Source organism: Bacillus nitroreducens, from assembly GCF_964021195.1.
This window is the reverse complement of the sequence record NZ_CAXHYI020000003.1, coordinates 924,089-949,787: the sequence shown is the minus strand read 5'-3', so window position 1 is coordinate 949,787 and position 25,699 is coordinate 924,089. Positions and strand designations below refer to the sequence as shown.

Below are 25,699 nucleotides of genomic sequence, written 5' to 3'. Positions count from 1 at the left end.
GTTTTAAAAATAATATATAAGTATCGTTTTACACATCTATGTCATTATGTTTACATTTTTAAAAAGCTATTTATTGTAGGTTTCAATTATTATAAAGTGTTTATAATGAATAGGAGGAGGTGAAGGAATGTTAAAACGTATTGTGCAGCTATTTTTTCTAATTGTCGGAGGTATGCTTGGGATTGTTTATCTACCAGACTTACTTGAGCTGCTAAATATTGAAAATATTCCATATCTAAATAACTCATATACGCTTGCGATTTTAGGTGCTATCATATTATTTATTGTTACTTTTTGGTTAGTAGATTATATCGTAGGTTTAATAAAATGGCTGGAAGAGTCATTGGTCAAAGCTCCTGTTACAGATGTATTGTTTGGAAGCATAGGGTTAATTACTGGTTTAATTGTTGCGTTTTTAATAGTGATTCCATTAGACCGTATTTCATTTTCAGTTGTTAATACAGTGCTTCCTATTTTTATAACTTTGCTTTTAGGTTATTTAGGGTTTCAGGTTGGATTCAAAAAGCGGGATGAGCTGATCAACTTATTCTCTATTAACCGAGCAGGCAAGAAAAAGGGCATTGAGGAAGAGGAAGTAACCTCACAAGCCAAAAAATTAAAGATTTTAGATACGAGTGTTATTATTGATGGACGTATTGCAGATATATGCCAAACAGGATTTCTTGAAGGGACGATTGTGATTCCACGGTTTGTTTTAGAGGAACTTCAACATATTGCAGACTCTTCAGATGTGCTAAAGCGAAACCGAGGTAGACGAGGTCTTGATATATTAAATCGAATCCAAAAGGAATTATCTATCAAGGTTGAAATTTACGAAGGAGACTTTGATGATATTCAAGAGGTTGATAGTAAGTTGGTGAAGCTTGCAAAATTAACGATGGGTGTAGTCGTGACGAATGATTTTAACCTCAATAAAGTATGTGAGTTACAGAATGTAGCGGTATTAAATATTAATGACCTTGCAAATGCTGTAAAGCCAGTTGTACTACCAGGGGAAGAGTTAAGTGTGCAAGTCATTAAGGATGGAAAAGAGCATAATCAAGGTGTCGCTTATTTGGATGATGGCACGATGATTGTGGTCGAAGAAGGACGCGACTATATAGGTAAACGTATTGATGTTCTTGTAACGAGTGTGTTGCAAACATCAGCGGGACGAATGATTTTTGCAAAACCTAAGTTGCTTGAGAAAGCTTTATAGAGATAGGAGCGCAACGACGTTGAAGTATCAGGTTGTAATTCCTGCGGCAGGACAAGGAAAAAGAATGAACGCAGGAAGGAATAAACAGTTCATTGAATTGAAATCAATACCAGTTATTATTCATACATTACGGGTTTTTGAAAACGACCCATTGTGTTCGGGTGTCATCCTTGTGATTAACAAAGACGAACAACAAATCTTTGAAAAGTTGATCCAAACTTATAATATCAAAAAGATTATTTCTTTTGTGCAAGGTGGCAGTGAGCGGCAGCATAGTGTCTATAATGGCTTACAAGAAGTCAAGAATACGGATATTGTGTTAGTTCATGATGGTGCCAGACCTTTTTTGAAACAAGAGAATGTTCACGAGTTAATCAAAGTGGCAACGGATAAAGGAGCAGCTGTATTAGCCGTTCCAGTAAAGGATACAATTAAACGAGCCTCCAGTGATCTATATGTGGAAGAAACAGTTGAACGTTCTAGCTTGTGGGCTATCCAAACCCCACAAGCTTTTCATGTTTCTATCTTGCAGGAGGCGCACGAATTGGCTAGAAAAGATAATTTCCTCGGTACTGATGAAGCAAGTCTCGTTGAAAGAATCCCGAAACAAGTTTATATTGTTAAAGGTAGTTACTTAAATATCAAACTGACAACTCCAGACGATTTAGTTTTTGCTGAAGCTATTCTACATAACTGGACAAGCTAAATTGAAACGTGTAAGTTGCCTGGAATCAGACAACAAAATATGATTTAAATGCAAGAACTTTTCTTAAGGATTGTTGTTTTTGATAAAGAGTGCAAGTCAACCGTATAAAAACAACAAAGTTTATGAAAAAGCCATATTTATAAAGGGGGATAACCTGTGTTTCGTATTGGACAGGGCTTTGACGTTCACCAATTGGTGGAGGGTCGCCCGTTAATTATAGGTGGAATTACCATACCATATGAAAAAGGACTAGAAGGACATTCAGATGCGGACGTTTTGCTCCACACTGTATCTGATGCATGTTTAGGTGCAATCGGTGAAGGAGACATTGGTAAGCATTTTCCAGATACAGATCCTAATTTTAAGGATGCTGATTCTGCAAAACTTCAGCAACATGTTTGGGGCTTGGTAAAGGAAAAGGGTTATAAACTTGGTAATATTGACTGTACGATTATCGCTCAAAAACCGAAAATGGCTCCTTATATTGAGCAAATCAAATCACGGATCGCTGAATTGTTAGAAGCAGAACCTTCACAGGTCAATGTGAAAGCCACAACAACTGAGAAATTAGGCTTTACTGGTCGAGGAGAGGGAATTGCAGCACAAGCAACGGTATTATTAATAAAAGCGAATCAATAAAAAGGAAGATAGGAATCAAAATGGTGTAAAATATACCAATGAAACTTATCATCGTAACGGAGGGTATATATATGTCGAATAGCGTACGTGTGCGTTATGCACCAAGTCCAACAGGACATTTACATATTGGTAACGCAAGAACTGCATTATTTAACTATTTATTTGCAAGAAATCAAAACGGAAAATTTATCATTCGAATTGAGGATACAGATAAAAAGCGAAATATTGAAGGCGGCGAAGAAAGCCAACTTAAGTATTTAAAATGGCTTGGAATTGATTGGGACGAAAGTACGGATGTAGGTGGAGAGTATGGACCTTACCGCCAATCAGAGCGTAATGCGATTTATGAGAAACATTACTCTGAATTGCTTGAAAAGGGACTTGCTTATAAATGCTATTGTACGGAAGAAGAAATTGAAAAAGAGCGCGAAGAACAGATAGAACGCGGCGAGACACCGCAATATTCGGGAAAATGCCGCCACTTAACGAGTAATCAGCAAGAGGATCTCGAAAAAGAGGGAAGACAACCTAGCATTCGTTTTAAGGTGCCAGAAGGAAAAGTCTATACATTCAACGATATGGTTAAAGGTGAAATCTCTTTTGAATCAGAAGGAATGGGCGATTTCGTTATTGTGAAAAAGGATGGAACTCCAACCTATAACTTCGCAGTAGCCATTGATGATCATTTGATGGAGATCTCTCATGTACTACGTGGGGAAGATCATATATCAAATACGCCAAAACAAATGATGATCTATGAAGCATTTAACTGGGACATTCCGACATTTGGACATATGACCTTGATTGTCAATGAAAACCGTAAAAAGCTCAGTAAGCGTGACGAATCTATTATTCAATTTATTGAACAATATGAGGAGCTAGGTTATCTGCCTGAAGCTTTATTTAATTTCATTGCGTTATTAGGGTGGTCACCTGGTGGAGAAGAAGAAATCCATACGAAAGATGAATTCATTGAAATATTTGATACGAAACGGCTATCAAAATCACCAGCTGTATTTGACACACAAAAGCTAACTTGGATGAACAATCAATATATGAAACATATCGAGCTTGATCGTCTGGTTGAATTAGCACTGCCACACTTAATCAAGGCAGGGAAATTAAGTGAGCCATTAAGTGATGTCCAAATGCAGTGGGCTCGCGACCTAATTGCACTTCATCAGGAAAAGATGAGTTATGGGGCAGAGATTGTTGAACTGACAGACTTATTCTTTAAGGATGAATTAGAAATTGAAGAAGATGCCAAAGAAGTTCTTGCTGGTGAACAGGTGCCACTAGTATTAACAGCATTTTTACAAGAGCTTGAAGGTCTTGAAACATTTGAAGCAGCTGACATTAAAGCGGCCATTAAAGCAGTTCAGAAAGGCACTGGTCAAAAGGGAAAAAATCTATTCATGCCTATTCGTGTAGCTTCAACTGGTCAAGTTCATGGTCCTGATTTACCACAGGCAATTCACCTTTTAGGAAAAGAAAAAATTATTTCTCGTCTTAAGAGTTTAATTGGTTAACATCTTGATGAAAATGTAATATAGTATATTTAATAAATAGTTAATATGTTAAAGTGTTGAGAAGGAGAGTAAATAAGTAATTGACCTTCAAGTATTTGCTTCACGAGTAAATACGAACAGAGAGAACCATCACCGGCTGAAAGTGGTTTAAGGAAAATGCTTATTGAAATGCACCTTTGAGTCTTTTATCGAACCATTTTATATGTTTAAAACGGAAAACGAAAAGGGAGTGCGTCGGCCAAACGTCACATGTTGTTTCGCTTTGGTTGAGTTTCTTCTTTCGATGTTTCATTTTTCAGTGAACCTTTTTAAACATCTTGTAGTAGATAAAGGCGGCGTCTCACCGTTACGAGATTAAGTTGAGGTAATGACATTTTCATTGCCTAAACAGAGTGGAACCGCGCAATTAAAGCGTCTCTGTGTTAATGACACAGGGACGCTTTTTTATTTTGAGTAAATGATGTATGGCTCCGTGCAGCTGGTGTCAAGTAAGAGGGAGTGCCTAGGGCTTTATATTCAAGGAGGGTTGAACGTGTTTAAACGAATGAAAGAGGACATCGAAGTTGTTTTCGAACAGGACCCTGCAGCTCGAAATCATCTTGAGGTAATGATCACCTCTTCAGGATTGCATGCGATTTGGGCCCATCATATTGCACATTTTCTTTACAAACGAAAACTATTCTTCTTAGCAAGAGTGGTCTCCCAAATAAGTCGCTTTTTTACGGGAATAGAAATTCATCCAGGCGCTCAGATAGGTCGTCGCTTTTTTATCGACCATGGAATGGGTGTAGTAATTGGTGAAACGTGTGAAATTGGAAATAATGTAACCGTGTTTCAAGGGGTTACACTCGGTGGAACAGGAAAAGAAAAAGGGAAGCGACACCCGACGATTAAAGACAATGCCTTAATTGCAACAGGAGCAAAAGTGTTAGGATCCATTACAATTGGAGAGAATTCAAAGGTGGGAGCGGGTTCGGTTGTTCTACAGGATGTTCCTCCCAATTCAACTGTTGTTGGGATCCCAGGTAGAGTCGTCATCCAAGATGGTGTTAAAGTTCGAAATAGCAAGGATTTAAATCATCAGGATTTACCAGATCCGATTTTAGATAAAATTAGAGAGTTAGAAAATGAAATCAAAAGATTGAAAGAGGAAATTCAACAAAAGGAAGGAGTAAAAAATAATGTCGATTCACATATATAATACGTTAACAAGAAAAAAGGAAGAGTTCATACCTCTAGAAGAAAATAAAGTAAAAATGTATGTATGCGGTCCGACTGTCTATAACTATATCCATATTGGAAATGCTCGACCTGCTATCGTATTTGATACAGTACGCCGTTACTTTGAGTTTAGAGGATATGATGTGAACTTTGTATCAAACTTCACGGATGTGGATGATAAATTAATTAAAGCAGCAAATGAGTTAGGTGTAGACGTTCCAACAGTAGCGGAGCGATTTATCAAGGCATACCATGAAGATGTTTCTGCATTAGGATGTAAAAAGGCGGATGTGCACCCAAGAGTGACAGAAAATATGGATGATATAATCGATTTTATCCAAGCTCTCATTGAAAAAGGATATGCCTATGAATCTAAAGGTGATGTTTACTATCGTACTAGAGCATTTAAAGATTACGGAAAGCTTTCTCACCAGTCAATTGATGAACTGCGTCTAGGTGCGAGGATTGAAGTGGGAGAAAAAAAGCAAGATGCCCTTGACTTTGTCTTATGGAAGAGTGCAAAACCTGGTGAGATTTTTTGGGAGAGCCCATGGGGAAATGGTCGTCCTGGTTGGCATATTGAGTGCTCGGCGATGGCCAAAAGGTATTTGGGCGAGACGATTGATATTCACGCAGGTGGGCAAGACTTGGCATTCCCGCACCACGAAAATGAAATAGCACAATCTGAAGGCTTAAGCGGAAAAACATTTGCAAATTATTGGATGCATAATGGCTATATTAATATTGATAATGAAAAAATGTCAAAATCTCTTGGGAACTTTGTCTTGGTTCACGATATCATTAAAGATATCGATCCACAGGTATTACGCTTTTTTATGCTATCTGTCCATTATCGCCATCCGATTAACTATAATCTTGAATTGCTTGATAGTACAAAGAATGCATTGGAACGACTACGTACTTCCTATGCAAATCTAAAGCATCGTGTTCGAAGCAGTACAAACTTAACGAACAATGAAGAAACATGGCTCGAAAAAGTATCGGCTTTTAGAAAAGACTTTATTGAAGCAATGGATGATGATTTTAATACGGCAAATGCAATCTCTGTGTTGTTTGAGTTATCAAAACAAGCGAACTATTACTTACAGGAAAAAAACACGTCAGAAAAAGTCATCCAAGCCTTTTTACAAGAATTTGAAGTGCTGTTCGATGTGCTCGGGCTAAAATTAGAAGAAGAACAATTACTAGATGAGGAAATTGAAGAACTTATTGCGAAACGAAATCAAGCAAGGAAAGATCGTGACTTTGCTTTATCTGATCAAATCAGAGACCAATTAAAAGCAATGAATATCATTCTAGAAGACACTCCTCAAGGTACGAGATGGAAAAGAGGATAATCGATGACGTTTTTTACTGAAAGTCAAATTGATAGCCAACAATTAAATAGTCTAGCACTAGCCTATATGGGTGATGCCGTGTATGAAATGTATGTACGGCATTACCTTTTACAAAAAGGGAGTGTCAGGCCGAATCAACTTCACAATCAAGCGAAGCGGTATGTTTCTGCCAAAGCGCAATCTGCTGTAATCCACCAGATGCTTGATGATGGATTTTTTACCGAAGAGGAACAAGCTGTAATTAGAAGGGGACGCAATGCAAAGAGTGGTACCGTTCCTAAAAATACAGATGTCCAGACATACCGATACAGTACAGCGTTTGAAGCATTATTAGGCTATCACTTTTTACAAAATGACAGAGATAGAATTCATTCGATCATTGAAAGAGTATTTCAAATCATCGAATCCTAAGAAAGGAGGAAAAACAGATGACTAGTGATTTTATTATTGGAAAGAATCCTGTGATTGAAGCATTAAAGTCAGAGCGGGATATCAATAAAATCTGGATTGCTGAAGGTTCTAACAGAGGACAAATGAATCAGATAACTTCTCTTGCAAAAGAAGGGAATGTACTAGTTCAATTTGTTCCTAAAAAGAAAATAGATCAAATGGTTGAAGGGAATCATCAGGGGGTAGTTGCGCAGGTTGCAGCCTATGAGTATGCGCAAGTGGATGATATTTTTGAAGCAGCAATTAAACGAAATGAAGCCCCATTTATTATTTTGCTGGATGAATTAGAGGACCCACATAATCTTGGTTCCATTCTCCGTACAGCAGATGCAGTTGGAGCACATGGTGTTATCATTCCCAAACGAAGGGCAGTCGGTTTAACTGCAACCGTCGCAAAAGCTTCAACGGGTGCTATTGAATATATACCAGTTGCACGGGTAACAAACCTCGCTAGAACAATTGATGAACTTAAGGACCGTGGTGTATGGATTGTTGGAACAGATGCAAAGGGAAAAGAGGATTATCGAAATGTCGATGGTAAAATGCCGATAGGGTTAGTAATTGGCAGTGAGGGAAGAGGCATGGGTCGCCTTGTAAAGGAAAAGTGTGATTTTCTATTACGCTTGCCCATGCAAGGGAAAGTAACTTCGTTAAATGCCTCTGTTGCTGCAAGCCTACTAATGTATGAGGTATATCGTAAGCGGAATCCGTTAGGAGAATAATACAAATGGATATCCTGCTGGTAGATGGCTACAACATCATTGGTGCATGGCCAGAACTACGTCTTCTTAAAACACAGGACTTTTCAGCAGCGCGTGATTTATTAATTGAAAAAATGGCTGAATATCAGGCGTATACAGGATATAAGGTGATTATCGTATTTGATGCACACCTCGTACCAGGAATAGAGAAGAAAACGAAAAGTCGAAAGGTCGAAGTCATATTTACTCGTGAAAATGAAACGGCCGATGAACGAATCGAAAAACTTGCGAAACAATTGAGCAATATTAAGACAACCATTCATGTAGCAACTTCGGATTATACTGAACAATGGCAGATTTTCGGACAAGGTGCTTTACGAAAATCTGCCAGAGAACTATTAACCGAGATGGAAGTAGTGGAGTCAGGAATTCAAAAAGACGTCAAAACAACCTATCAAGAAAAAAGTGTAGCAAAGATTCCAATTTCAGATGAAATTGCAGAAATATTTGAAAAATGGCGACGAGGAAAGCGATGAGCGGTTGACGCTTGGAAAAGTCCTCCTGTATAATATTTCTAGATAAAGAATTTTATGAACATTATCTACTCATGCAAATTAGCTATTTTTGTTAGTAAACACTTCTTAGGTGGGTCGGAGGGATCGGTGTGAGTTCAAGCTTCGATGATTATGGCAACAGGTTATATTATGACCGACTAGAGGACGAGGAAGTCGTGGAATTAGTCCATGCTGGAGAAAGTGAGGCATTGGACTATTTAATCAATAAGTATAAAAATTTTGTGCGTGCAAAAGCCCGGTCGTACTTTTTAATTGGAGCAGATCGTGAAGATATTGTTCAAGAGGGCATGATCGGGTTATATAAAGCAATTCGCGATTTTAAGGAGGACAAGCTTTCTTCCTTTAAAGCGTTTGCAGAACTTTGTATAACACGTCAAATTATTACTGCGATTAAAACGGCTACAAGACAAAAACATATTCCTCTTAACTCTTATGTTTCGTTGGACAAGCCGATATACGATGAGGAATCTGACCGTACATTAATGGATGTAATATCGGGAGCAAAGATATTGGATCCTGAGGAATTAATTATCAACAGAGAAAAATTTGATGATATCGAATTAAAAATGGCAGAGTTATTAAGTGATTTGGAACGTAAGGTATTGTCCTTATATCTAGACGGAAGGTCCTATCAAGAGATCTCAGAGGATTTAAATCGCCATGTAAAATCAATTGATAATGCTCTCCAGCGTGTAAAACGGAAATTAGAAAGATATTTGGAGATTCAAGAGATCAAATTTTAGATACCTATATATAATGATATGTACTAGCTTGGAGCTAGTATTGACATATAAATCAAGCCTGTGTTACATTTTTAAGGAAATTGAGACTTTTTTCATAGTATGGTATAGCGTTTTACATGGAAGGTGATAAAATGCGAAAAAAGGTAATTTTAGCCTGTGTGGAATGTGGTAGTAGAAATTATTCCACCATGAAGAATACTTCTTCAACTGAACGGCTTGAAATGAAAAAGTTTTGTAAGAATTGCAATTCCCATTCAAATCATCGGGAAACAAAATAGATTGCAGAGTGTCTTTTACAAAGTTGGAGGTTACATGGATGAATCGCATAACCAAGTTTTTTCGTGAAGTAGCTCGAGAAATGAAGAAAACAAGCTGGCCTAAGAGAAAGGAATTAACACGCTATACAATTGTTACTTTAGTAACAGTAGTCTTTGTATCTGTATTTTTTGCTGTTGTTGACTTAGGGATTTCAGAATTAATTCGATTAGTACTTGAATAAACACAGTCCACTCATGGTATAATGATGGATAGAGAATAAATGAAGCATCATCAAAAAGCCCGGGAACGGGTTTTTTTAATTGCAAAAAATCGAATACTAAGCCTATATTTTAATCCAAATTAAAAGGTAAAACCTATCTAACTCATATAATTAATTAGTAGAGTCTACAATGGATAGTAAGGCTTCTAATCAAAGGGAGGGAAGGACAAGCGTCCTAACTAATGGAAAAGAACTGGTATGTTGTTCATACGTATTCAGGGTATGAAAATAAAGTAAAAGCAAACTTAGAAAAACGTGTCGAATCAATGGGTATGCAGGATAAAATCTTCCGTGTGATTGTGCCAGAGGAAGAAGAAACAGAAATTAAGAACGGTAAGAAGAAAGTTGTAAAAAAGAAAGTATTCCCAGGTTATGTATTAGTTGAAATCATTATGACAGACGATTCATGGTATGTTGTACGCAATACTCCAGGAGTTACAGGTTTTGTAGGTTCAGCAGGTCATGGATCAAAACCAACTCCACTATTGCCAGAAGAGGTTACCTTCCTGCTTAAGCAAATGGGTATGGATGAAAGACCAATCGAGATTGATTTTGAACTAAAAGAAACGGTTCGTGTTAAGGAAGGTCCGTTTACTAACTTTACAGGTGCGATCGAGGATATCGACGCAGATAAACAAAAAGTAAAGGTTCTAGTAAACATGTTTGGTCGTGAAACGCCAGTTGAACTTGATTTTACACAAATTGAAAAAATCTAGACCGAAATGCTGAAGTGCTAATTAGTTGAACGTCCACTAAAGTCCGCCACGACCTGTGGCAAACATGGACGTCAGCACATCCTCGAAAATGCTTTGCATTTTCTTCGTGGAATGATGTGGCGAAGCATTCCTTGCCCTGTGCGAGTCCGACAAGCAAACGAAAAGCTGGCGAGAAGGATGCATTTTATCCTTCTTGACGGATTGGTTTATGACTTCGAGGGGTTAGGCGCTGAGGCTGGACAAAAAAGTTTAAGAAAAACTTGATATTGTAATCCAAAAGTGGTAATATTGCATAGGTCAGTATGTCTCGAAAGAACATAGAGACTAGCTATGCTAACGTTCTTTATTGATATATAAAGAATAGATGAGTGGGAGGGGAAATCCCTATTACCACATCACGGACTTTAAGGAGGTGTGTCTCGTGGCTAAAAAAGTAATTAAAGAGGTAAAATTACAAATTCCAGCGGGTAAAGCAAACCCAGCACCACCAGTTGGGCCAGCACTAGGTCAAGCAGGTGTTAACATCATGGGATTCTGTAAGGAGTTCAATGCTCGTACAGCAGAACAAGCTGGTTTAATTATTCCTGTTGTAATCACAGTTTATGAAGATCGTTCATTTACATTTATTACTAAAACTCCTCCTGCTGCAGTTCTATTAAAGAAAGCAGCTGGTATTGAGTCTGGTTCTGGTGAACCTAACCGTAATAAAGTTGCAACAGTTAAGCGTGATAAAGTACGCGAGATTGCAGAAACAAAAATGCCTGATTTAAATGCAGCAAGCGTTGAATCTGCAATGCGTATGGTTGAAGGTACTGCTCGTAGCATGGGAATTACGATCGAAGACTAATTCCAATTTGTTACAAAGATGTTTTTAGGGGTTGCGGATGGAACATTTCTGTCTTTCGTTCGCAACCTTTGTTCTGTCCAGCGCCAGTTATCAGTATGATTACTGTTGCTAGACGTGGGAGGTTATTCCGTTAAAACCACAATTGAGGAGGAAATAATAATGGCAAAAAGAGGTAAAAAGTACGTTGAAGCTGCTAAATTAGTAGACCGTACAAAAGCTTATTCAGTTGCAGAAGCAATTGAACTTGTAAAGAAAACAAGCACAGCTAAATTTGATGCAACAGTTGAAGTTGCATTTCGTTTAGGAGTTGACCCTAAGAAAGCTGACCAACAAATTCGTGGTGCAGTTGTTCTACCACATGGTACTGGTAAAACTCAACGTGTATTAGTTTTCGCTAAAGGTGAAAAAGCAAAAGAAGCAGAAGCTGCTGGAGCTGACTATGTTGGCGATAGCGAGTTCATCAACAAAATCAACCAAGGTTGGTTTGAGTTTGATGTAATCGTGGCAACTCCTGATATGATGGGGGAAGTTGGGAAGCTTGGTCGTGTATTAGGACCTAAAGGTTTAATGCCAAACCCTAAAACAGGAACTGTTACTTTTGACGTAACGAAAGCAGTAAATGAAATCAAAGCTGGTAAAGTTGAATACCGCGTTGACAAATCTGCTAACATCCATGTTCCAATTGGTAAGATCTCATTTGATGATCAAAAACTAGTTGAGAACTTCACTACTATTTATGAGACTATGCTAAAGGTTAAACCATCTGCAGCAAAAGGTACTTACATGAAGAACATTGCTGTATCATCTACAATGGGACCTGGCGTAAAAGTTGACGCTTCTACATTCTAATTGGAATATAGTGGTTATTGACTTTTGCGATAGCATTTCATATAATAAATTCTGTTGTTAATAAATGAATACATTTGTACCGTAGACAGTAGGTGCTAATTTAGGCTTAATTTCCTACCGAGGTGTAGTATATAATTACTTGATCATTACTACCTCTATGTCTACCACGGCATAGAGGTTTTTTAATCTAGAAGTGTTCAATCATGGACACGCTCTAACACCGAACGGTTTCAAGTGTTTGAAATTACTTACAGGAGGTGTCTAAGAATGAGTCGTGCAGTAGAACAAAAGCAACAAATCGTAACTGAAATCGCAGATAAATTACGTGAGAGTAAATCAACTATCGTTGTTGACTACCGTGGACTATCTGTTGCGGAAGTAACAGAACTACGTAAACAACTTCGTGAAGCAGGTATCGAATTCAAAGTTTACAAAAATACTTTAACTCGTCGTGCTGCAGAACAAGCTGAGGTTGCTGGCCTAAATGATGCGCTAACAGGACCAAACGCAATTGCGTTCAGTAACGAAGATGTAGTAGCTCCTGCAAAAATTCTTAATGATTTCGCGAAAAAATATGAAGCATTAGAAATTAAAGCAGGTGTAATCGAAGGAAATGTCGCAACTGTTGAGGAAGTTAAAGCTCTTGCTGAACTACCATCTCGCGAAGGTTTACTTTCTATGTTGCTTAGCGTACTTCAAGCTCCAGTTCGTAATTTTGCTCTTGCTACTAAAGCAGTTGCAGATCAAAAAGAAGAGCAAGGTGCTTAATCGTTTAAAAAATATAAAATTTGAATTTCAATTCGGATAATTAACTAAGGAGGATTTACAAATGACTAAAGAACAAATCATTGAAGCAGTTAAAAATATGACTGTTTTAGAACTAAATGACCTAGTAAAAGCAATCGAAGAAGAATTTGGTGTAACTGCTGCTGCTCCTGTAGCTGTAGCTGCTGGTGGCGGTGCTGAAGCTGCTGCAGAGCAATCAGAATTTGATGTTGTATTAGCAGATGCTGGTGGACAAAAAATCAAAGTTATCAAAGTTGTACGTGAAATCACTGGTCTTGGCTTAAAAGAAGCTAAAGAACTTGTTGACAACACTCCAAAACCAATCAAAGAAGGCGTTTCTAAAGAGGAAGCTGAAGAACTTAAAGCTAAACTTGAAGAAGTTGGAGCTGGCGTAGAAGTTAAGTAATAACTGATTAACATAGAAAAAAGCTCGCGATTTGCGAGCTTTTTTTATCATTATTCCATGATTTCAGCATGAAATGGGTAAACTGTGCATATATTCTTATGTTGGGAGATATAATAAATGACCGAACATTATTATACTAGTAAACCCACCGTTACAAGCAATCAAAAAACATGGTCGTTTGTTCTAAAGGGAAATAAATTCTCATTTACGAGCGATAGTGGTGTTTTCTCGAAAAACGAAGTAGACTTTGGCTCAAGGTTGTTAGTAGAGGAATTTAAAGCTCCTGAGGTTGCTGGGCCGTTTTTAGATGTTGGTTGCGGGTACGGACCTATTGGCTTAGCGCTTGCGAAAGTACATAGTGAGCGTGTAGTTGAAATGATTGATGTCAACGAGCGTGCAGTTGAACTAGCGAAATTGAATGCTGAGATGAACAGAGTTGTCAATATAGACATTCATCAAAGTGATTTGTTTGCAAATGTAGAAAAACGAGGTTTTGCTGCTATTATCTCGAATCCGCCAATTCGGGCAGGAAAAAAAGTTGTTCATCATATTTTGGAAGAAAGTTATGAGTATTTAGTGCCTAGAGGCGAGCTTTGGGTAGTGATCCAAAAGAAGCAAGGAGCTCCTTCTGCAATTGAGAAACTTCAATCGGTCTTTGAAGAAGTAGAGATTGTGGAGAGGAAAAAAGGATACCACATCATTAGAGCTATTAAAAACAATAACTAAAAAAGTGCTTGACAAATTAAAAAATAAGTTGACTGGTAATTTCTCCTGTGGTAGCATTATATAATGCCGATATGTAATTTTTCCATGTATAACTAAAAAATTAAATATATGTATAAATATAGTATGTATGGAAAAACTAATAAAATCAATAGTTCGTTTTTAGAAAATGTGGTTTTCCTAGTAAAAACCCTTTTTCTTTTTGTCTTTAAAAAACAAGATTTTAAAGATGAAAAACGAGTGCTGTATGGCTTTAAATAGTCGAAGTGATGTAAGAATTGATAGGCTACTCTATGTGTCCTATCATTTTGATTTGCGGTTTACTTCTTACTATTTATTAAAGTTTGAAAGTAGACTTTGATATTTAGTAAGTATTTATAAATTAGCAAGATTAATAACGCTTGATATGAGGGGTGAATGAGTTGATAGGTCAACTAGTTCAGTATGGACGACACCGCCAACGAAGAAGTTATGCTCGTATTAGTGAAGTTTTAGAATTACCAAATCTTATTGAGATTCAAACCTCTTCTTATCAGTGGTTTCTTGATGAGGGTCTTAGGGAGATGTTCCAAGATATTTCCCCGATTGAAGATTTTACAGGTAACCTATCTCTAGAGTTCATTGATTACAGTTTAGGTGAACCAAAGTATTCTGTTGAGGAATCAAAGGAAAGAGATGTTACTTATTCAGCGCCACTTCGAGTAAAAGTGCGTTTGATCAATAAAGAAACTGGTGAAGTAAAAGATCAAGATGTATTTATGGGTGACTTCCCACTCATGACAGAAACAGGTACTTTCGTTATCAATGGTGCAGAACGTGTAATTGTTTCACAATTGGTCCGTTCACCAAGTGTCTATTACAGTGGTAAAGTCGATAAAAATGGTAAACGTGGCTTTACTGCAACCGTAATACCAAACCGTGGTGCATGGTTAGAGTATGAAACAGATGCAAAGGATGTTGTATATGTCCGTATTGATCGTACTCGTAAATTGCCAGTAACGGTACTTTTGCGCGCGCTTGGGTTTGGCTCTGATCAAGAAATCATCGATTTATTCGGTGAAAACGAATATTTACGCAATACACTTGAGAAGGACAACACTGAGAGCACAGAAAAAGCATTACTAGAAATATATGAGCGTCTACGTCCTGGAGAACCTCCAACAGTAGAAAACGCAAAAAGTTTATTAGAATCACGCTTTTTTGACCCGAAACGTTATGACCTTGCAAGTGTAGGTCGCTACAAGATTAATAAAAAGCTTCATATTAAGAACCGTTTGTTTAACCAGCGTATAGCGGAAACACTTGTTGATCCAGAAACAGGTGAAATCATTGTTGAGAAAGATACACTTCTCGATCGAAGAACGCTTGATCGCATTATTCCATATTTAGAAAATGGAATTGGTTTTAAAACACTTCAACCTGTAGGTGGCGTAATTGATGAAGAAATAACACTTCAATCCATTAAAATTTACGCACCAAATGACCCAGATGGTGAACATGTCATCAATGTTATTGGTAACGCCTATGTCGAAGAAGGTGTGAAGAATATTACACAAGCGGATATCCTTTCTTCAATTAGTTATTTCTTTAACCTTTTACATCAAGTTGGAGATACAGATGATATTGACCATTTAGGAAACCGTCGTTTACGTTCAGTTGGTGAACTTCTGCAAAACCAATTCCGTATCGGGTTATCAAGAATGGAGCGTGTTGTTCGTGAAAGAATGTCAATTCAAGATACGAATACCATTACTCCACAACAACTAATCAATATTCGCCCAGTGATTGCATCGATTAAAGAGTTCTTTGGTAGCTCACAGCTTTCACAATTCATGGACCAGACAAATCCGCTAGCAGAGTTAACACATAAGCGAAGATTGTCAGCATTAGGACCAGGTGGATTAACACGTGAACGTGCTGGTTTCGAAGTTCGAGACGTTCACTATTCTCACTATGGCCGTATGTGTCCAATTGAAACACCAGAGGGACCAAACATTGGATTGATTAACTCGTTATCTTCTTATGCAAAAGTGAATCGATTTGGATTTATTGAAACGCCATATCGAAGAGTTGATCCAGAGACAGGTAAAGTAACTGATCGAATCGATTACTTAACGGCAGATGAAGAGGATAATTATATTGTTGCTCAGGCAAATGCTCGTTTAGGTGAAGATGGATCGTTTTTAGATGAAGATGTCTATGCGCGTTTTAAGAGTGAGAACACAGTCGTTCATCGTGACCGCATCGATTACATCGATGTATCACCAAAACAGGTTGTTTCTGCTGCGACTGCATGTATTCCGTTCTTAGAAAATGACGACTCAAACCGTGCGCTAATGGGAGCGAACATGCAACGTCAAGCTGTTCCACTTATGCAACCAGAAGCACCGCTCGTAGGTACTGGTATGGAATATGTATCAGGTAAAGACTCTGGTGCTGCTGTTATCTGTAAACATCCAGGTATTGTTGAACGTGTTGAAGCGAAACAAATCTGGGTACGTCGATATGAAGAAGTGGATGGTCAAAAAATCAAAGGTGACCTTGATAAGTATCGTCTCCTTAAGTTTATCCGTTCTAACCAAGGTACATGTTATAACCAACGCCCAATTGTAAAAGAAGGTGACGAGGTTGTAAAAGGAGAAATCCTTGCTGACGGTCCTTCAATGGAGCTAGGTGAACTAGCATTAGGACGTAATGTTCTCGTTGGATTTATGACTTGGGATGGATATAACTATGAAGATGCCATCATTATGAGTGAAAGACTTGTAAAAGACGATGTGTATACGTCTATTCATATCGAAGAATATGAATCAGAGTCTCGTGATACAAAATTAGGACCAGAAGAAATCACACGTGATATTCCAAACGTTGGGGAAGATGCATTACGTAATCTTGATGAGCGTGGAATTATCCGAATCGGTGCAGAAGTAAAAGACGGTGATCTACTAGTTGGTAAGGTAACGCCAAAAGGAGTTACTGAGCTTACTGCAGAAGAACGACTTTTACATGCTATTTTCGGAGAAAAAGCACGTGAAGTACGTGATACTTCTTTACGTGTACCGCATGGTGGCGGAGGAATTATCCTAGATGTAAAAGTATTCAACCGTGAAGATGGGGATGAATTACCACCTGGTGTAAATCAGCTTGTTCGTGTTTATATCGTCCAAAAACGTAAAATTCACGAAGGCGATAAAATGGCTGGTCGTCATGGAAACAAAGGGGTAATTTCAAGAATTCTTCCTGAAGAGGATATGCCTTTCCTTCCGGATGGAACACCGATTGATATCATGTTAAACCCACTTGGCGTTCCTTCACGTATGAACATCGGTCAAGTACTAGAGCTACACTTAGGTATGGCTGCTAGACAACTTGGCATCCATGTTGCATCGCCAGTTTTCGATGGAGCAACTGAAGAAGATGTTTGGGATACGATTGAAGAGGCTGGTATGGCACGTGATGCAAAAACAGTATTATACGATGGAAGAACGGGAGAACCGTTTGACAATCGTGTTTCTGTCGGTGTTATGTATATGATTAAATTAGCACATATGGTTGATGACAAACTTCATGCTCGTTCAACAGGACCTTATTCTCTTGTTACACAGCAACCACTTGGTGGTAAAGCTCAGTTCGGAGGACAACGTTTTGGTGAGATGGAGGTTTGGGCACTTGAAGCCTATGGTGCTGCATATACACTTCAAGAAATTCTTACAGTTAAATCGGACGACGTTGTCGGCCGTGTGAAGACATATGAAGCGATTGTTAAGGGTGAGAATGTACCAGAACCTGGTGTCCCTGAATCGTTTAAAGTATTAATTAAAGAACTTCAATCACTTGGTTTGGATGTAAAAATCCTTTCTGGAGATGAAGAAGAGATCGAAATGCGTGATTTAGATGATGAAGAAGAAAGTCAATCAGAGGGAATTACTCTTGATTCTGACCAACCAATCGATTCAGAGCTAGAAAAGAACGCAGTAGTAAAGGAATAAACCTTTCAACATAAGTTCATCACTTCTTTAATTAGAAGCAGATAGTATGTCCAATTGGGGTTTCGAATTAACCCCAATTGGATAAAGTTAAAGCCTCTGGCGGAAGTCACGTTTGTTCTAAAGAAATTTTCGAAGTGTAACACCAAAGAAAGGCTCTGCATCCAAATGCTAGTCTTTATGTCTCACTTCGCTGGTTTAAAAATTACGTGTAAATACGTCAAGGCGCATTTGATTAGTTAACAAGCAAAGGTCAATTAGGGTTATCCTGTAGATCAAAAGGGAGGTAGGCCCCTTGCTAGATGTTAATAATTTTGAATATATGAGCATAGGTCTTGCTTCACCAGATAAAATCCGTTCATGGTCTTTTGGTGAAGTGAAGAAACCAGAAACAATTAACTATCGTACGTTAAAACCAGAAAAAGATGGGTTATTCTGTGAACGTATCTTTGGTCCGCAAAAGGACTGGGAATGTCACTGTGGTAAATACAAACGTGTTCGTTACAAAGGTGTAGTGTGTGATCGATGTGGAGTAGAGGTTACCCGTGCAAAAGTACGTCGTGAACGAATGGGTCATATCGAGCTTGCAGCACCTGTATCACATATTTGGTATTTTAAAGGGATCCCAAGCCGAATGGGGCTTGTCTTAGACATGTCTCCACGTGCTCTAGAAGAAGTTATTTATTTTGCATCTTATGTTGTTACAGAAACGGGAGATACTCCTTTAGATAAAAAGCAATTGCTTTCTGAGAAGGAATATCGTGCATATCGTGAAAAATACGGGAATACATTCCAGGCAGCTATGGGAGCAGAAGCTATTAAAAAGCTTCTTTTAGACATTGACTTAGAAAAAGAAGTCGATGCTCTTAAAGAAGAATTAAAAACCTCCCAAGGACAAAGAAGAACCCGTGCCATTAAACGACTAGAGGTACTTGAAGCATTCCGTAATTCAGGCAATGAGCCTTCTTGGATGATTCTCGATGTACTACCAGTCATTCCACCAGAACTTCGACCAATGGTTCAGTTAGACGGTGGGCGCTTTGCGACTTCGGATTTAAATGATTTGTATCGTCGTGTTATCAACCGTAACAATCGTTTAAAACGTCTTTTAGATTTAGGTGCTCCTAGCATTATTGTTCAAAATGAAAAACGAATGCTTCAAGAAGCAGTCGATGCGCTGATTGACAATGGACGTCGCGGAAGACCTGTAACAGGTCCTGGTAATCGCCCGTTAAAATCACTATCACATATGTTAAAAGGTAAACAAGGTCGTTTCCGTCAAAACCTCCTAGGTAAACGTGTTGACTATTCAGGTCGTTCCGTTATCGTAGTTGGTCCGAACCTCAAGATGTATCAATGTGGTTTACCAAAGGAAATGGCGCTGGAACTATTTAAGCCATTTGTGATGAAAGAGTTAGTCGAAAAAGGACTTGCTCATAATATAAAAAGTGCGAAACGTAAAATTGAACGTGTCCAACCAGAAGTTTGGGATGTGCTTGAATCAGTAATTAAGGAACACCCTGTACTATTAAACCGTGCTCCTACATTGCACCGTTTAGGAATTCAAGCGTTCGAACCAACATTAGTTGAAGGTCGTGCAATCCGTCTGCACCCACTCGTTTGTACTGCGTATAACGCGGACTTCGATGGAGACCAAATGGCTGTTCACGTACCACTTTCTGCAGAAGCACAAGCTGAAGCAAGATTATTGATGTTGGCGGCACAAAACATTCTTAACCCGAAAGATGGTAAACCAGTTGTTACGCCATCACAGGACATGGTACTTGGTAACTATTACCTAACTATGGAACGTCCTGGAGCGATCGGCGAAGGAATGGTGTTCAAGGATACAAACGAAGCAATTCTTGCATATCAAAATGGATATGTTCACCTTCATACAAGGGTTGCAGTACATGCTGGGTCATTGAATAACCCAACATTTACTGAAGAACAAAACAATATGTTGCTTATGACAACAGTAGGTAAGTTGATATTTAATGAGATTCTACCTGAATCATTCCCATATATTAACGAACCAACTAAGACTAACCTAGAAGTAAAAACACCTGAAAAGTACTTTATACCTAAAGGTGCGAATGTTAAAGAGATAATTCAAAACCAAGAACAAATTGACCCGTTCAAGAAGAAAATCCTTGGAAATATTATCGCTGAAGTCTTCAAACGTTTTAAAATTACGGAAACCTCAAAAATGCTTGACCGTATGAAAGATCTTGGGTTTAAGTATTCAACTAAAGCTGGTATTACTGTTGGTGTGGCTGACATTGTAGTATTAGCAGAAAAAGAAGAGATTTTAGAACAGGCTCAAGCAAAAGTTGATAATGTTTTAAAACAATTTAGACGTGGTTTAATCACTGAAGACGAGCGTTATGATCGTGTCATTTCAATTTGGAGTGCGGCGAAGGATACGATTCAAGGCAAGCTAATGGCTTCCCTTAATAAACGTAACCCAATCTTCATGATGAGTGACTCTGGTGCCCGTGGTAACGCATCTAACTTTACACAGTTAGCTGGTATGCGTGGACTCATGGCAAACCCAGCTGGACGTATCATTGAACTTCCGATTAAATCAAGTTTCCGTGAAGGTTTAACAGTACTAGAGTACTTCATTTCTACTCACGGTGCCCGTAAAGGACTTGCAGATACCGCCCTTAAGACTGCTGACTCTGGTTACTTAACAAGACGTCTAGTTGACGTTGCTCAAGACGTTATTGTCCGTGAAGACGATTGTGGTACAGACCGTGGCCTACTTGTAAGCTCGTTAAGAGAAGGAACTGAAATTATTGAACCACTTGAAGAGCGTCTGGATGGTCGTTATGCAAGAAAGAAAGTTGTTCACCCTGAAACAAATGAAGTGCTAGTAGCAGAAAATGAATTAATTACAGAAGATATCGCGAAAGCAATTGTTAATGCTGGTATTGAAGAAGTTACAATTCGCTCTGCGTTCACATGTAACACACGCCATGGTGTATGTAAAAAATGTTATGGCCGCAACCTAGCGACAGGCTCAGAGGTTGAGGTTGGGGAAGCGGTTGGTATTATCGCTGCTCAATCAATCGGAGAACCAGGAACACAGCTTACAATGCGTACGTTCCATACTGGTGGGGTTGCTGGAGACGATATCACTCAAGGTTTACCTCGTATTCAAGAGTTATTTGAAGCGAGAAACCCGAAAGGTCAAGCCGTTATTACAGAAATTAATGGTGTTGTATCAGCAATAAATGAAGTAAAAGATAGACAGCAAGAGATTGTTATCCAAGGAGAAGTTGAATCTCGTTCATACACTGCTCCATATGGCGCCCGACTGAAAGTTACGGAAGGCCAGGAAGTTGAAAGTGGTCAGGTATTGACTGAAGGTTCGGTTGATCCAAAAGAATTATTAAAGGTGACAAGCACAGCTGCTGTTCAAGAATACCTCTTAAAAGAGGTTCAAAAAGTATATCGTATGCAGGGTGTTGAAATCGGTGATAAACACGTCGAGGTAATGGTTAGACAAATGCTTCGTAAAGTTAGAGTTACTGATGCTGGTGACACAGATGTATTACCAGGTTCATTACTTGATATACATCAGTTTACTGATGCAAACACGAAAGTTTTACTAGAAGGTAAAGCTCCTGCTACTGGTAGACCGGTCTTATTAGGAATTACAAAAGCTTCACTAGAAACTGATTCGTTCTTATCTGCTGCGTCATTCCAAGAGACAACACGTGTCCTTACAGATGCTGCGATTAAAGGAAAACGTGATGAGTTACTAGGACTAAAAGAGAATGTAATTATTGGTAAACTTGTTCCAGCTGGTACAGGTATGACTCGTTATCGCCGAGCAGAACCAATCGTTGCTACCGAAGAAGATACAGTAGTAGTTGAATAAAGGTTAGAAGAGCATATCTAAGGTATTGGATGTCAACTGCGAGCATTAAATATTTTTATTTGCATGTAGTTGACATCCTTCTCTTAGGGTGTTAATATATCTAAGGTGCTCCTTAAACCTGTTACTTTGGAGGATATTTTAGATGTCTTATGAAAAAGTATCACAGGCAAAGAAGATTATCATCGGTACTAAGCAAACAGTAAAAGCAATAAAAACCGAGAAAGTAAGGGAAGTTGTTGTAGCGGAAGATGCTGATCGACGTGTAATCAACAAAGTATTACAATTAGCCGAGGAACAACAAATCCCGATATCTAAGGTTGACTCAATGAAGAAGCTTGGAAAAGCTTGTGGAATTGAAGTTGCCGCTTCTACTGTAGCGATAATTATTTGAAAACTGTTTTTGTAGAGTTGAGATTCTACAAAGACTTTGTTTTTTGCAAAAAAATGAACCACCTGGATATGTGGTCTTAAGGAATGAAGAAGGGAGGAAATCAATAATGCCTACTATTAACCAATTAATCCGCAAGGGTCGTCAAACAAAAGTACAAACTTCTGACTCTCCTGCGTTAAATAAAGGTTATAACAGCTTCAAAAAGTCACAAACTAATACTACTTCACCTCAAAAGCGTGGTGTATGTACTCGTGTTGGTACTATGACTCCTAAGAAGCCGAACTCAGCGCTACGTAAGTATGCTCGTGTACGTTTAACAAACGGAATTGAGGTTACTGCTTACATCCCTGGGATTGGTCACAACCTACAAGAGCACAGTGTTGTACTAATTCGCGGTGGACGTGTTAAGGACTTACCAGGGGTACGTTACCACATCGTTCGTGGTGCGTTAGATACTGCTGGTGTGAACAACCGTGCACAAAGCCGTTCTAAATATGGTACTAAGAGACCAAAAGCAGCTAAGAAATAATAGACTAACATATTTAAGACTGAAAGGAGGAAATGTCAATGCCTCGTAAAGGACCTGTTGCTAAAAGAGATGTATTACCAGATCCAATTTATAATTCAAAGCTTGTAACTCGTTTAATCAACAAAATGATGGTTGATGGAAAAAGAGGTAAATCACAAGCGATTTTATATAATGCGTTTGATTTAGTTCAACAACGTTCAGGTAAAGATGCGATGGAAGTGTTTGAACAAGCACTTAAAAACATCATGCCTGTACTAGAAGTAAGAGCACGTCGTGTAGGTGGTGCTAACTACCAAGTTCCTGTAGAAGTACGCCCTGATCGTCGTTCAACTCTAGGTTTACGTTGGTTAGTAAACTACGCTCGTCTTCGTGGTGAAAAAACTATGGAAGAGCGTTTAGCTAACGAAATTCTAGATGCAGCTAACAATACTGGTGCATCAGTTAAGAAACGTGAAGATACACATAAAATGGCTGAAGCGAACAAAGCGTTTGCTCATTACCGTTGGTAAAAACATCATTCAGCTTCTGCTGAATAGTGTGAAGGCTAACTTAAGGCAGAGGTACAGATTATCAAAATGGTTTTATACTAACTTTGGAAAATCTGTTCTCTGCTCGCATTAACGTGTATTTGGTTTAATAGCTCTGTTAATCTATTTAACAGAGCCATTACTACAATAAAAAATCATACTTACTCATAGGAAGGAGAAATACCCAAATGGCAAGAGAGTTCTCCTTAGAAAAGACTCGTAATATTGGTATCATGGCCCACATCGATGCTGGTAAAACAACAACAACTGAGCGTATCCTATATTACACTGGTAAAATTCACAAACTTGGTGAAACCCATGAAGGTGCGTCTCAAATGGACTGGATGGAGCAAGAACAAGAACGTGGTATCACAATTACTTCTGCAGCGACAACTGCATCGTGGAAGGAACACCGCGTTAACATCATCGATACACCAGGACACGTAGACTTCACTGTTGAGGTTGAACGTTCACTTCGTGTACTTGATGGTGCTGTAACAGTTCTTGATGCGCAATCTGGTGTTGAACCACAAACTGAAACAGTATGGAGACAAGCGACTACTTATGGAGTCCCTCGTATTGTATTCGTAAATAAAATGGACAAGATTGGTGCTGACTTCTTATATTCAGTTAGTACTCTTCGTGACCGCTTACAAGCGAATGCGCATCCGATTCAATTACCAATTGGTGCAGAAGATCAATTCAGAGGTATTATCGACCTGGTTGAAATGGATGCAACATTCTATGGCAATGACTTAGGTACTGATATCGAAGTAGGAGAAATTCCTGAAGAATATCTAGACCAAGCAAATGAATACCGTGAAAAGCTTGTAGAAGCAGTGGCGGAATTAGATGAAGATTTGATGGAAAGATACCTTGGTGGAGAAGAAATCTCTAAAGAGGAATTAAAAGCGGCGATTCGTAAGGCTACACTTGCAGTAGAGTTTTATCCTGTAATGTGTGGTACTGCATTTAAGAACAAAGGTGTTCAAAAGGTTCTAGATGCGGTTATCGATTATCTACCTGCTCCAACAGATGTTGCATCAATTCAAGGTCATGATGCTGATACTGGAGAAGAAATCGAACGTCACTCAGACGATAACGAGCCATTCTCAGCTTTAGCGTTTAAAGTAATGACTGACCCTTATGTTGGTAAATTAACTTTCTTCCGTGTGTATTCAGGAACACTTAATTCTGGATCATACGTGAAAAACTCAACTAAAGGAAAGCGTGAACGTATTGGACGTATTCTTCAGATGCACGCGAACAGCCGTGAAGAAATTTCAACTGTATATGCGGGTGATATCGCTGCAGCTGTTGGTCTAAAAGATACAACTACTGGAGACACTTTATGTGATGAAAAAGATAATGTTATCTTAGAATCCATGACATTCCCAGAACCAGTTATTCAACTTTCTGTTGAGCCTAAATCTAAAGCTGACCAAGATAAAATGTCTACAGCTTTACAAAAACTTCAAGAAGAAGACCCAACTTTCAGAGCACACACTGACCAAGAAACAGGTCAAACAATCATTGCTGGTATGGGTGAATTACACTTAGACGTTCTAGTAGATCGTATGAAGCGTGAATTCAAAGTAGAAGCAAATGTTGGTGCTCCACAAGTTGCTTACCGTGAAACATTCCGTGCAAGTGCACAGGTTGAAGGTAAGTTTGCTCGTCAATCTGGTGGACGTGGACAATATGGACATGTTTGGATTGAGTTTTCTCCTAACGAAGAAGGAAAAGGCTTCGAATTCGAAAATGCGATTGTTGGAGGGGTTGTTCCACGTGAATACATCCCTGCAGTACAAGCTGGACTAGAAGACGCTCTAGAAAGAGGGGTTCTAGCTGGTTATCCATTAGTAGATATTAAAGCTAAACTTTATGATGGTTCTTACCATGATGTTGACTCAAGTGAAATGGCGTTTAAGATTGCTGCTTCTATGGCACTTAAAAACGCGGCATCAAAATGTCAACCTGTTATCCTTGAGCCTGTCATGAAAGTTGAAGTTGTTATCCCAGAAGAATACATGGGTGACATTATGGGTGGTATCACATCTCGTCGTGGACGCGTTGAAGGTATGGAAGCTCGCGGTAATGCGCAAGTAGTACGTGCTATGGTTCCACTATCTGAAATGTTTGGTTATGCTACTTCATTACGTTCTAATACACAAGGTCGTGGAGTATTCACAATGCACTTCGATCACTATGAAGAAGTACCAAAATCAATTTCAGAAGAAATTATCAAAAAAAATAAAGGTGAATAATTGATTTTCACTGATACATCAAGTATAACTACTTATGTAGGCCTTGAAAGTGGGGAGATTCCCTACTTTCAGGACATCATACTTATAAATTAAATAAACCTATA

At 38.6% G+C, this 25,699-nt stretch carries 24 protein-coding genes and 1 other annotated feature; all 24 genes read left to right on the top strand.

Annotation, left to right across the window (positions count from 1 at the left end; all coding sequences use genetic code 11):
* Positions 1 to 127: 127 nt before the first annotated feature.
* Positions 128 to 1,219: a PIN domain-containing protein gene (locus tag ACWPVE_RS08550; protein WP_453992480.1), complete on the top strand. Its 1,092-nt coding sequence runs from the start codon at positions 128 to 130 to the stop codon at positions 1,217 to 1,219.
* Between the two features lie 19 nt (positions 1,220 to 1,238).
* Positions 1,239 to 1,925, top strand: coding sequence for a 2-C-methyl-D-erythritol 4-phosphate cytidylyltransferase (ispD, locus tag ACWPVE_RS08545; RefSeq protein ID WP_453992478.1), 687 nt, complete (start codon positions 1,239 to 1,241; stop codon positions 1,923 to 1,925).
* 156 nt (positions 1,926 to 2,081) lie between these two features.
* On the top strand, positions 2,082 to 2,564 hold the full coding sequence (gene ispF / locus ACWPVE_RS08540; RefSeq protein ID WP_453992477.1) for a 2-C-methyl-D-erythritol 2,4-cyclodiphosphate synthase: 483 nt from the start codon (positions 2,082 to 2,084) through the stop codon (positions 2,562 to 2,564).
* A gap of 71 nt (positions 2,565 to 2,635) precedes the next feature.
* Complete coding sequence (gene gltX / locus ACWPVE_RS08535; RefSeq protein WP_453992475.1) at positions 2,636 to 4,093, top strand: glutamate--tRNA ligase; 1,458 nt, start codon at positions 2,636 to 2,638, stop codon at positions 4,091 to 4,093.
* A gap of 544 nt (positions 4,094 to 4,637) precedes the next feature.
* Positions 4,638 to 5,294 carry a serine O-acetyltransferase EpsC gene (epsC, locus tag ACWPVE_RS08530; protein ID WP_453997423.1) on the top strand — a complete coding sequence of 219 codons (657 nt, stop codon included), beginning with the start codon at positions 4,638 to 4,640 and terminating at the stop codon, positions 5,292 to 5,294.
* Entirely contained in the window at positions 5,275 to 6,672 is a 1,398-nt protein-coding gene (gene cysS / locus ACWPVE_RS08525) for a cysteine--tRNA ligase (protein WP_453992473.1), read from the top strand. The genes epsC and cysS overlap by 20 nt, the downstream gene beginning before the upstream one ends.
* 3 nt (positions 6,673 to 6,675) lie before the next feature.
* The gene (locus ACWPVE_RS08520) at positions 6,676 to 7,083 is read left to right on the top strand and encodes a Mini-ribonuclease 3 (protein ID WP_453992471.1); all 408 of its coding nucleotides are present in this window, start codon (positions 6,676 to 6,678) and stop codon (positions 7,081 to 7,083) included.
* A gap of 17 nt (positions 7,084 to 7,100) precedes the next feature.
* Positions 7,101 to 7,844 (top strand): 23S rRNA (guanosine(2251)-2'-O)-methyltransferase RlmB, encoded by a 744-nt coding sequence (gene rlmB / locus ACWPVE_RS08515; protein ID WP_453992469.1) that lies wholly within the window; start codon positions 7,101 to 7,103, stop codon positions 7,842 to 7,844.
* A 5-nt stretch (positions 7,845 to 7,849) separates the two neighbouring features.
* Positions 7,850 to 8,359: an NYN domain-containing protein gene (locus tag ACWPVE_RS08510; RefSeq protein ID WP_453992467.1), complete on the top strand. Its 510-nt coding sequence runs from the start codon at positions 7,850 to 7,852 to the stop codon at positions 8,357 to 8,359.
* Positions 8,360 to 8,487: 128 nt separating this feature from the next.
* Positions 8,488 to 9,141: an RNA polymerase sporulation sigma factor SigH gene (sigH, locus tag ACWPVE_RS08505; protein WP_453992465.1), complete on the top strand. Its 654-nt coding sequence runs from the start codon at positions 8,488 to 8,490 to the stop codon at positions 9,139 to 9,141.
* A 131-nt stretch (positions 9,142 to 9,272) separates the two neighbouring features.
* The gene (gene rpmG / locus ACWPVE_RS08500; RefSeq protein ID WP_453992463.1) at positions 9,273 to 9,419 is read left to right on the top strand and encodes a 50S ribosomal protein L33; all 147 of its coding nucleotides are present in this window, start codon (positions 9,273 to 9,275) and stop codon (positions 9,417 to 9,419) included.
* A gap of 38 nt (positions 9,420 to 9,457) precedes the next feature.
* The gene (gene secE, locus ACWPVE_RS08495; protein WP_453992461.1) at positions 9,458 to 9,640 is read left to right on the top strand and encodes a preprotein translocase subunit SecE; all 183 of its coding nucleotides are present in this window, start codon (positions 9,458 to 9,460) and stop codon (positions 9,638 to 9,640) included.
* Positions 9,641 to 9,861: 221 nt separating this feature from the next.
* Positions 9,862 to 10,395 carry a transcription termination/antitermination protein NusG gene (gene nusG, locus ACWPVE_RS08490; RefSeq protein WP_453992459.1) on the top strand — a complete coding sequence of 178 codons (534 nt, stop codon included), beginning with the start codon at positions 9,862 to 9,864 and terminating at the stop codon, positions 10,393 to 10,395.
* 421 nt (positions 10,396 to 10,816) lie between these two features.
* Entirely contained in the window at positions 10,817 to 11,242 is a 426-nt protein-coding gene (gene rplK, locus ACWPVE_RS08485; protein ID WP_058000113.1) for a 50S ribosomal protein L11, read from the top strand.
* Between the two features lie 159 nt (positions 11,243 to 11,401).
* A complete protein-coding gene (rplA, locus tag ACWPVE_RS08480; protein WP_453992457.1) occupies positions 11,402 to 12,091 on the top strand; it encodes a 50S ribosomal protein L1 in 690 nt (229 codons plus the stop codon).
* A gap of 61 nt (positions 12,092 to 12,152) precedes the next feature.
* Positions 12,153 to 12,284: a sequence feature (ribosomal protein L10 leader region), on the top strand.
* Between the two features lie 74 nt (positions 12,285 to 12,358).
* Entirely contained in the window at positions 12,359 to 12,859 is a 501-nt protein-coding gene (gene rplJ, locus ACWPVE_RS08475) for a 50S ribosomal protein L10 (RefSeq protein WP_453992455.1), read from the top strand.
* 61 nt (positions 12,860 to 12,920) lie between these two features.
* The gene (gene rplL, locus ACWPVE_RS08470) at positions 12,921 to 13,283 is read left to right on the top strand and encodes a 50S ribosomal protein L7/L12 (protein WP_453992453.1); all 363 of its coding nucleotides are present in this window, start codon (positions 12,921 to 12,923) and stop codon (positions 13,281 to 13,283) included.
* A 117-nt stretch (positions 13,284 to 13,400) separates the two neighbouring features.
* Complete coding sequence (locus ACWPVE_RS08465; RefSeq protein WP_453992451.1) at positions 13,401 to 14,009, top strand: class I SAM-dependent methyltransferase; 609 nt, start codon at positions 13,401 to 13,403, stop codon at positions 14,007 to 14,009.
* A gap of 419 nt (positions 14,010 to 14,428) precedes the next feature.
* Complete coding sequence (gene rpoB, locus ACWPVE_RS08460) at positions 14,429 to 17,995, top strand: DNA-directed RNA polymerase subunit beta (protein ID WP_453992449.1); 3,567 nt, start codon at positions 14,429 to 14,431, stop codon at positions 17,993 to 17,995.
* A 292-nt stretch (positions 17,996 to 18,287) separates the two neighbouring features.
* Entirely contained in the window at positions 18,288 to 21,881 is a 3,594-nt protein-coding gene (rpoC, locus tag ACWPVE_RS08455) for a DNA-directed RNA polymerase subunit beta' (protein ID WP_453992447.1), read from the top strand.
* 142 nt (positions 21,882 to 22,023) lie between these two features.
* Complete coding sequence (locus tag ACWPVE_RS08450) at positions 22,024 to 22,272, top strand: 50S ribosomal protein L7ae-like protein (protein WP_453992445.1); 249 nt, start codon at positions 22,024 to 22,026, stop codon at positions 22,270 to 22,272.
* A 106-nt stretch (positions 22,273 to 22,378) separates the two neighbouring features.
* Positions 22,379 to 22,801 carry a 30S ribosomal protein S12 gene (rpsL, locus tag ACWPVE_RS08445; RefSeq protein ID WP_453992443.1) on the top strand — a complete coding sequence of 141 codons (423 nt, stop codon included), beginning with the start codon at positions 22,379 to 22,381 and terminating at the stop codon, positions 22,799 to 22,801.
* Positions 22,802 to 22,839: 38 nt separating this feature from the next.
* Complete coding sequence (gene rpsG / locus ACWPVE_RS08440) at positions 22,840 to 23,310, top strand: 30S ribosomal protein S7 (protein WP_453992441.1); 471 nt, start codon at positions 22,840 to 22,842, stop codon at positions 23,308 to 23,310.
* A 206-nt stretch (positions 23,311 to 23,516) separates the two neighbouring features.
* Positions 23,517 to 25,595 carry an elongation factor G gene (gene fusA, locus ACWPVE_RS08435; RefSeq protein ID WP_453992440.1) on the top strand — a complete coding sequence of 693 codons (2,079 nt, stop codon included), beginning with the start codon at positions 23,517 to 23,519 and terminating at the stop codon, positions 25,593 to 25,595.
* Positions 25,596 to 25,699 lie beyond the last annotated feature (104 nt).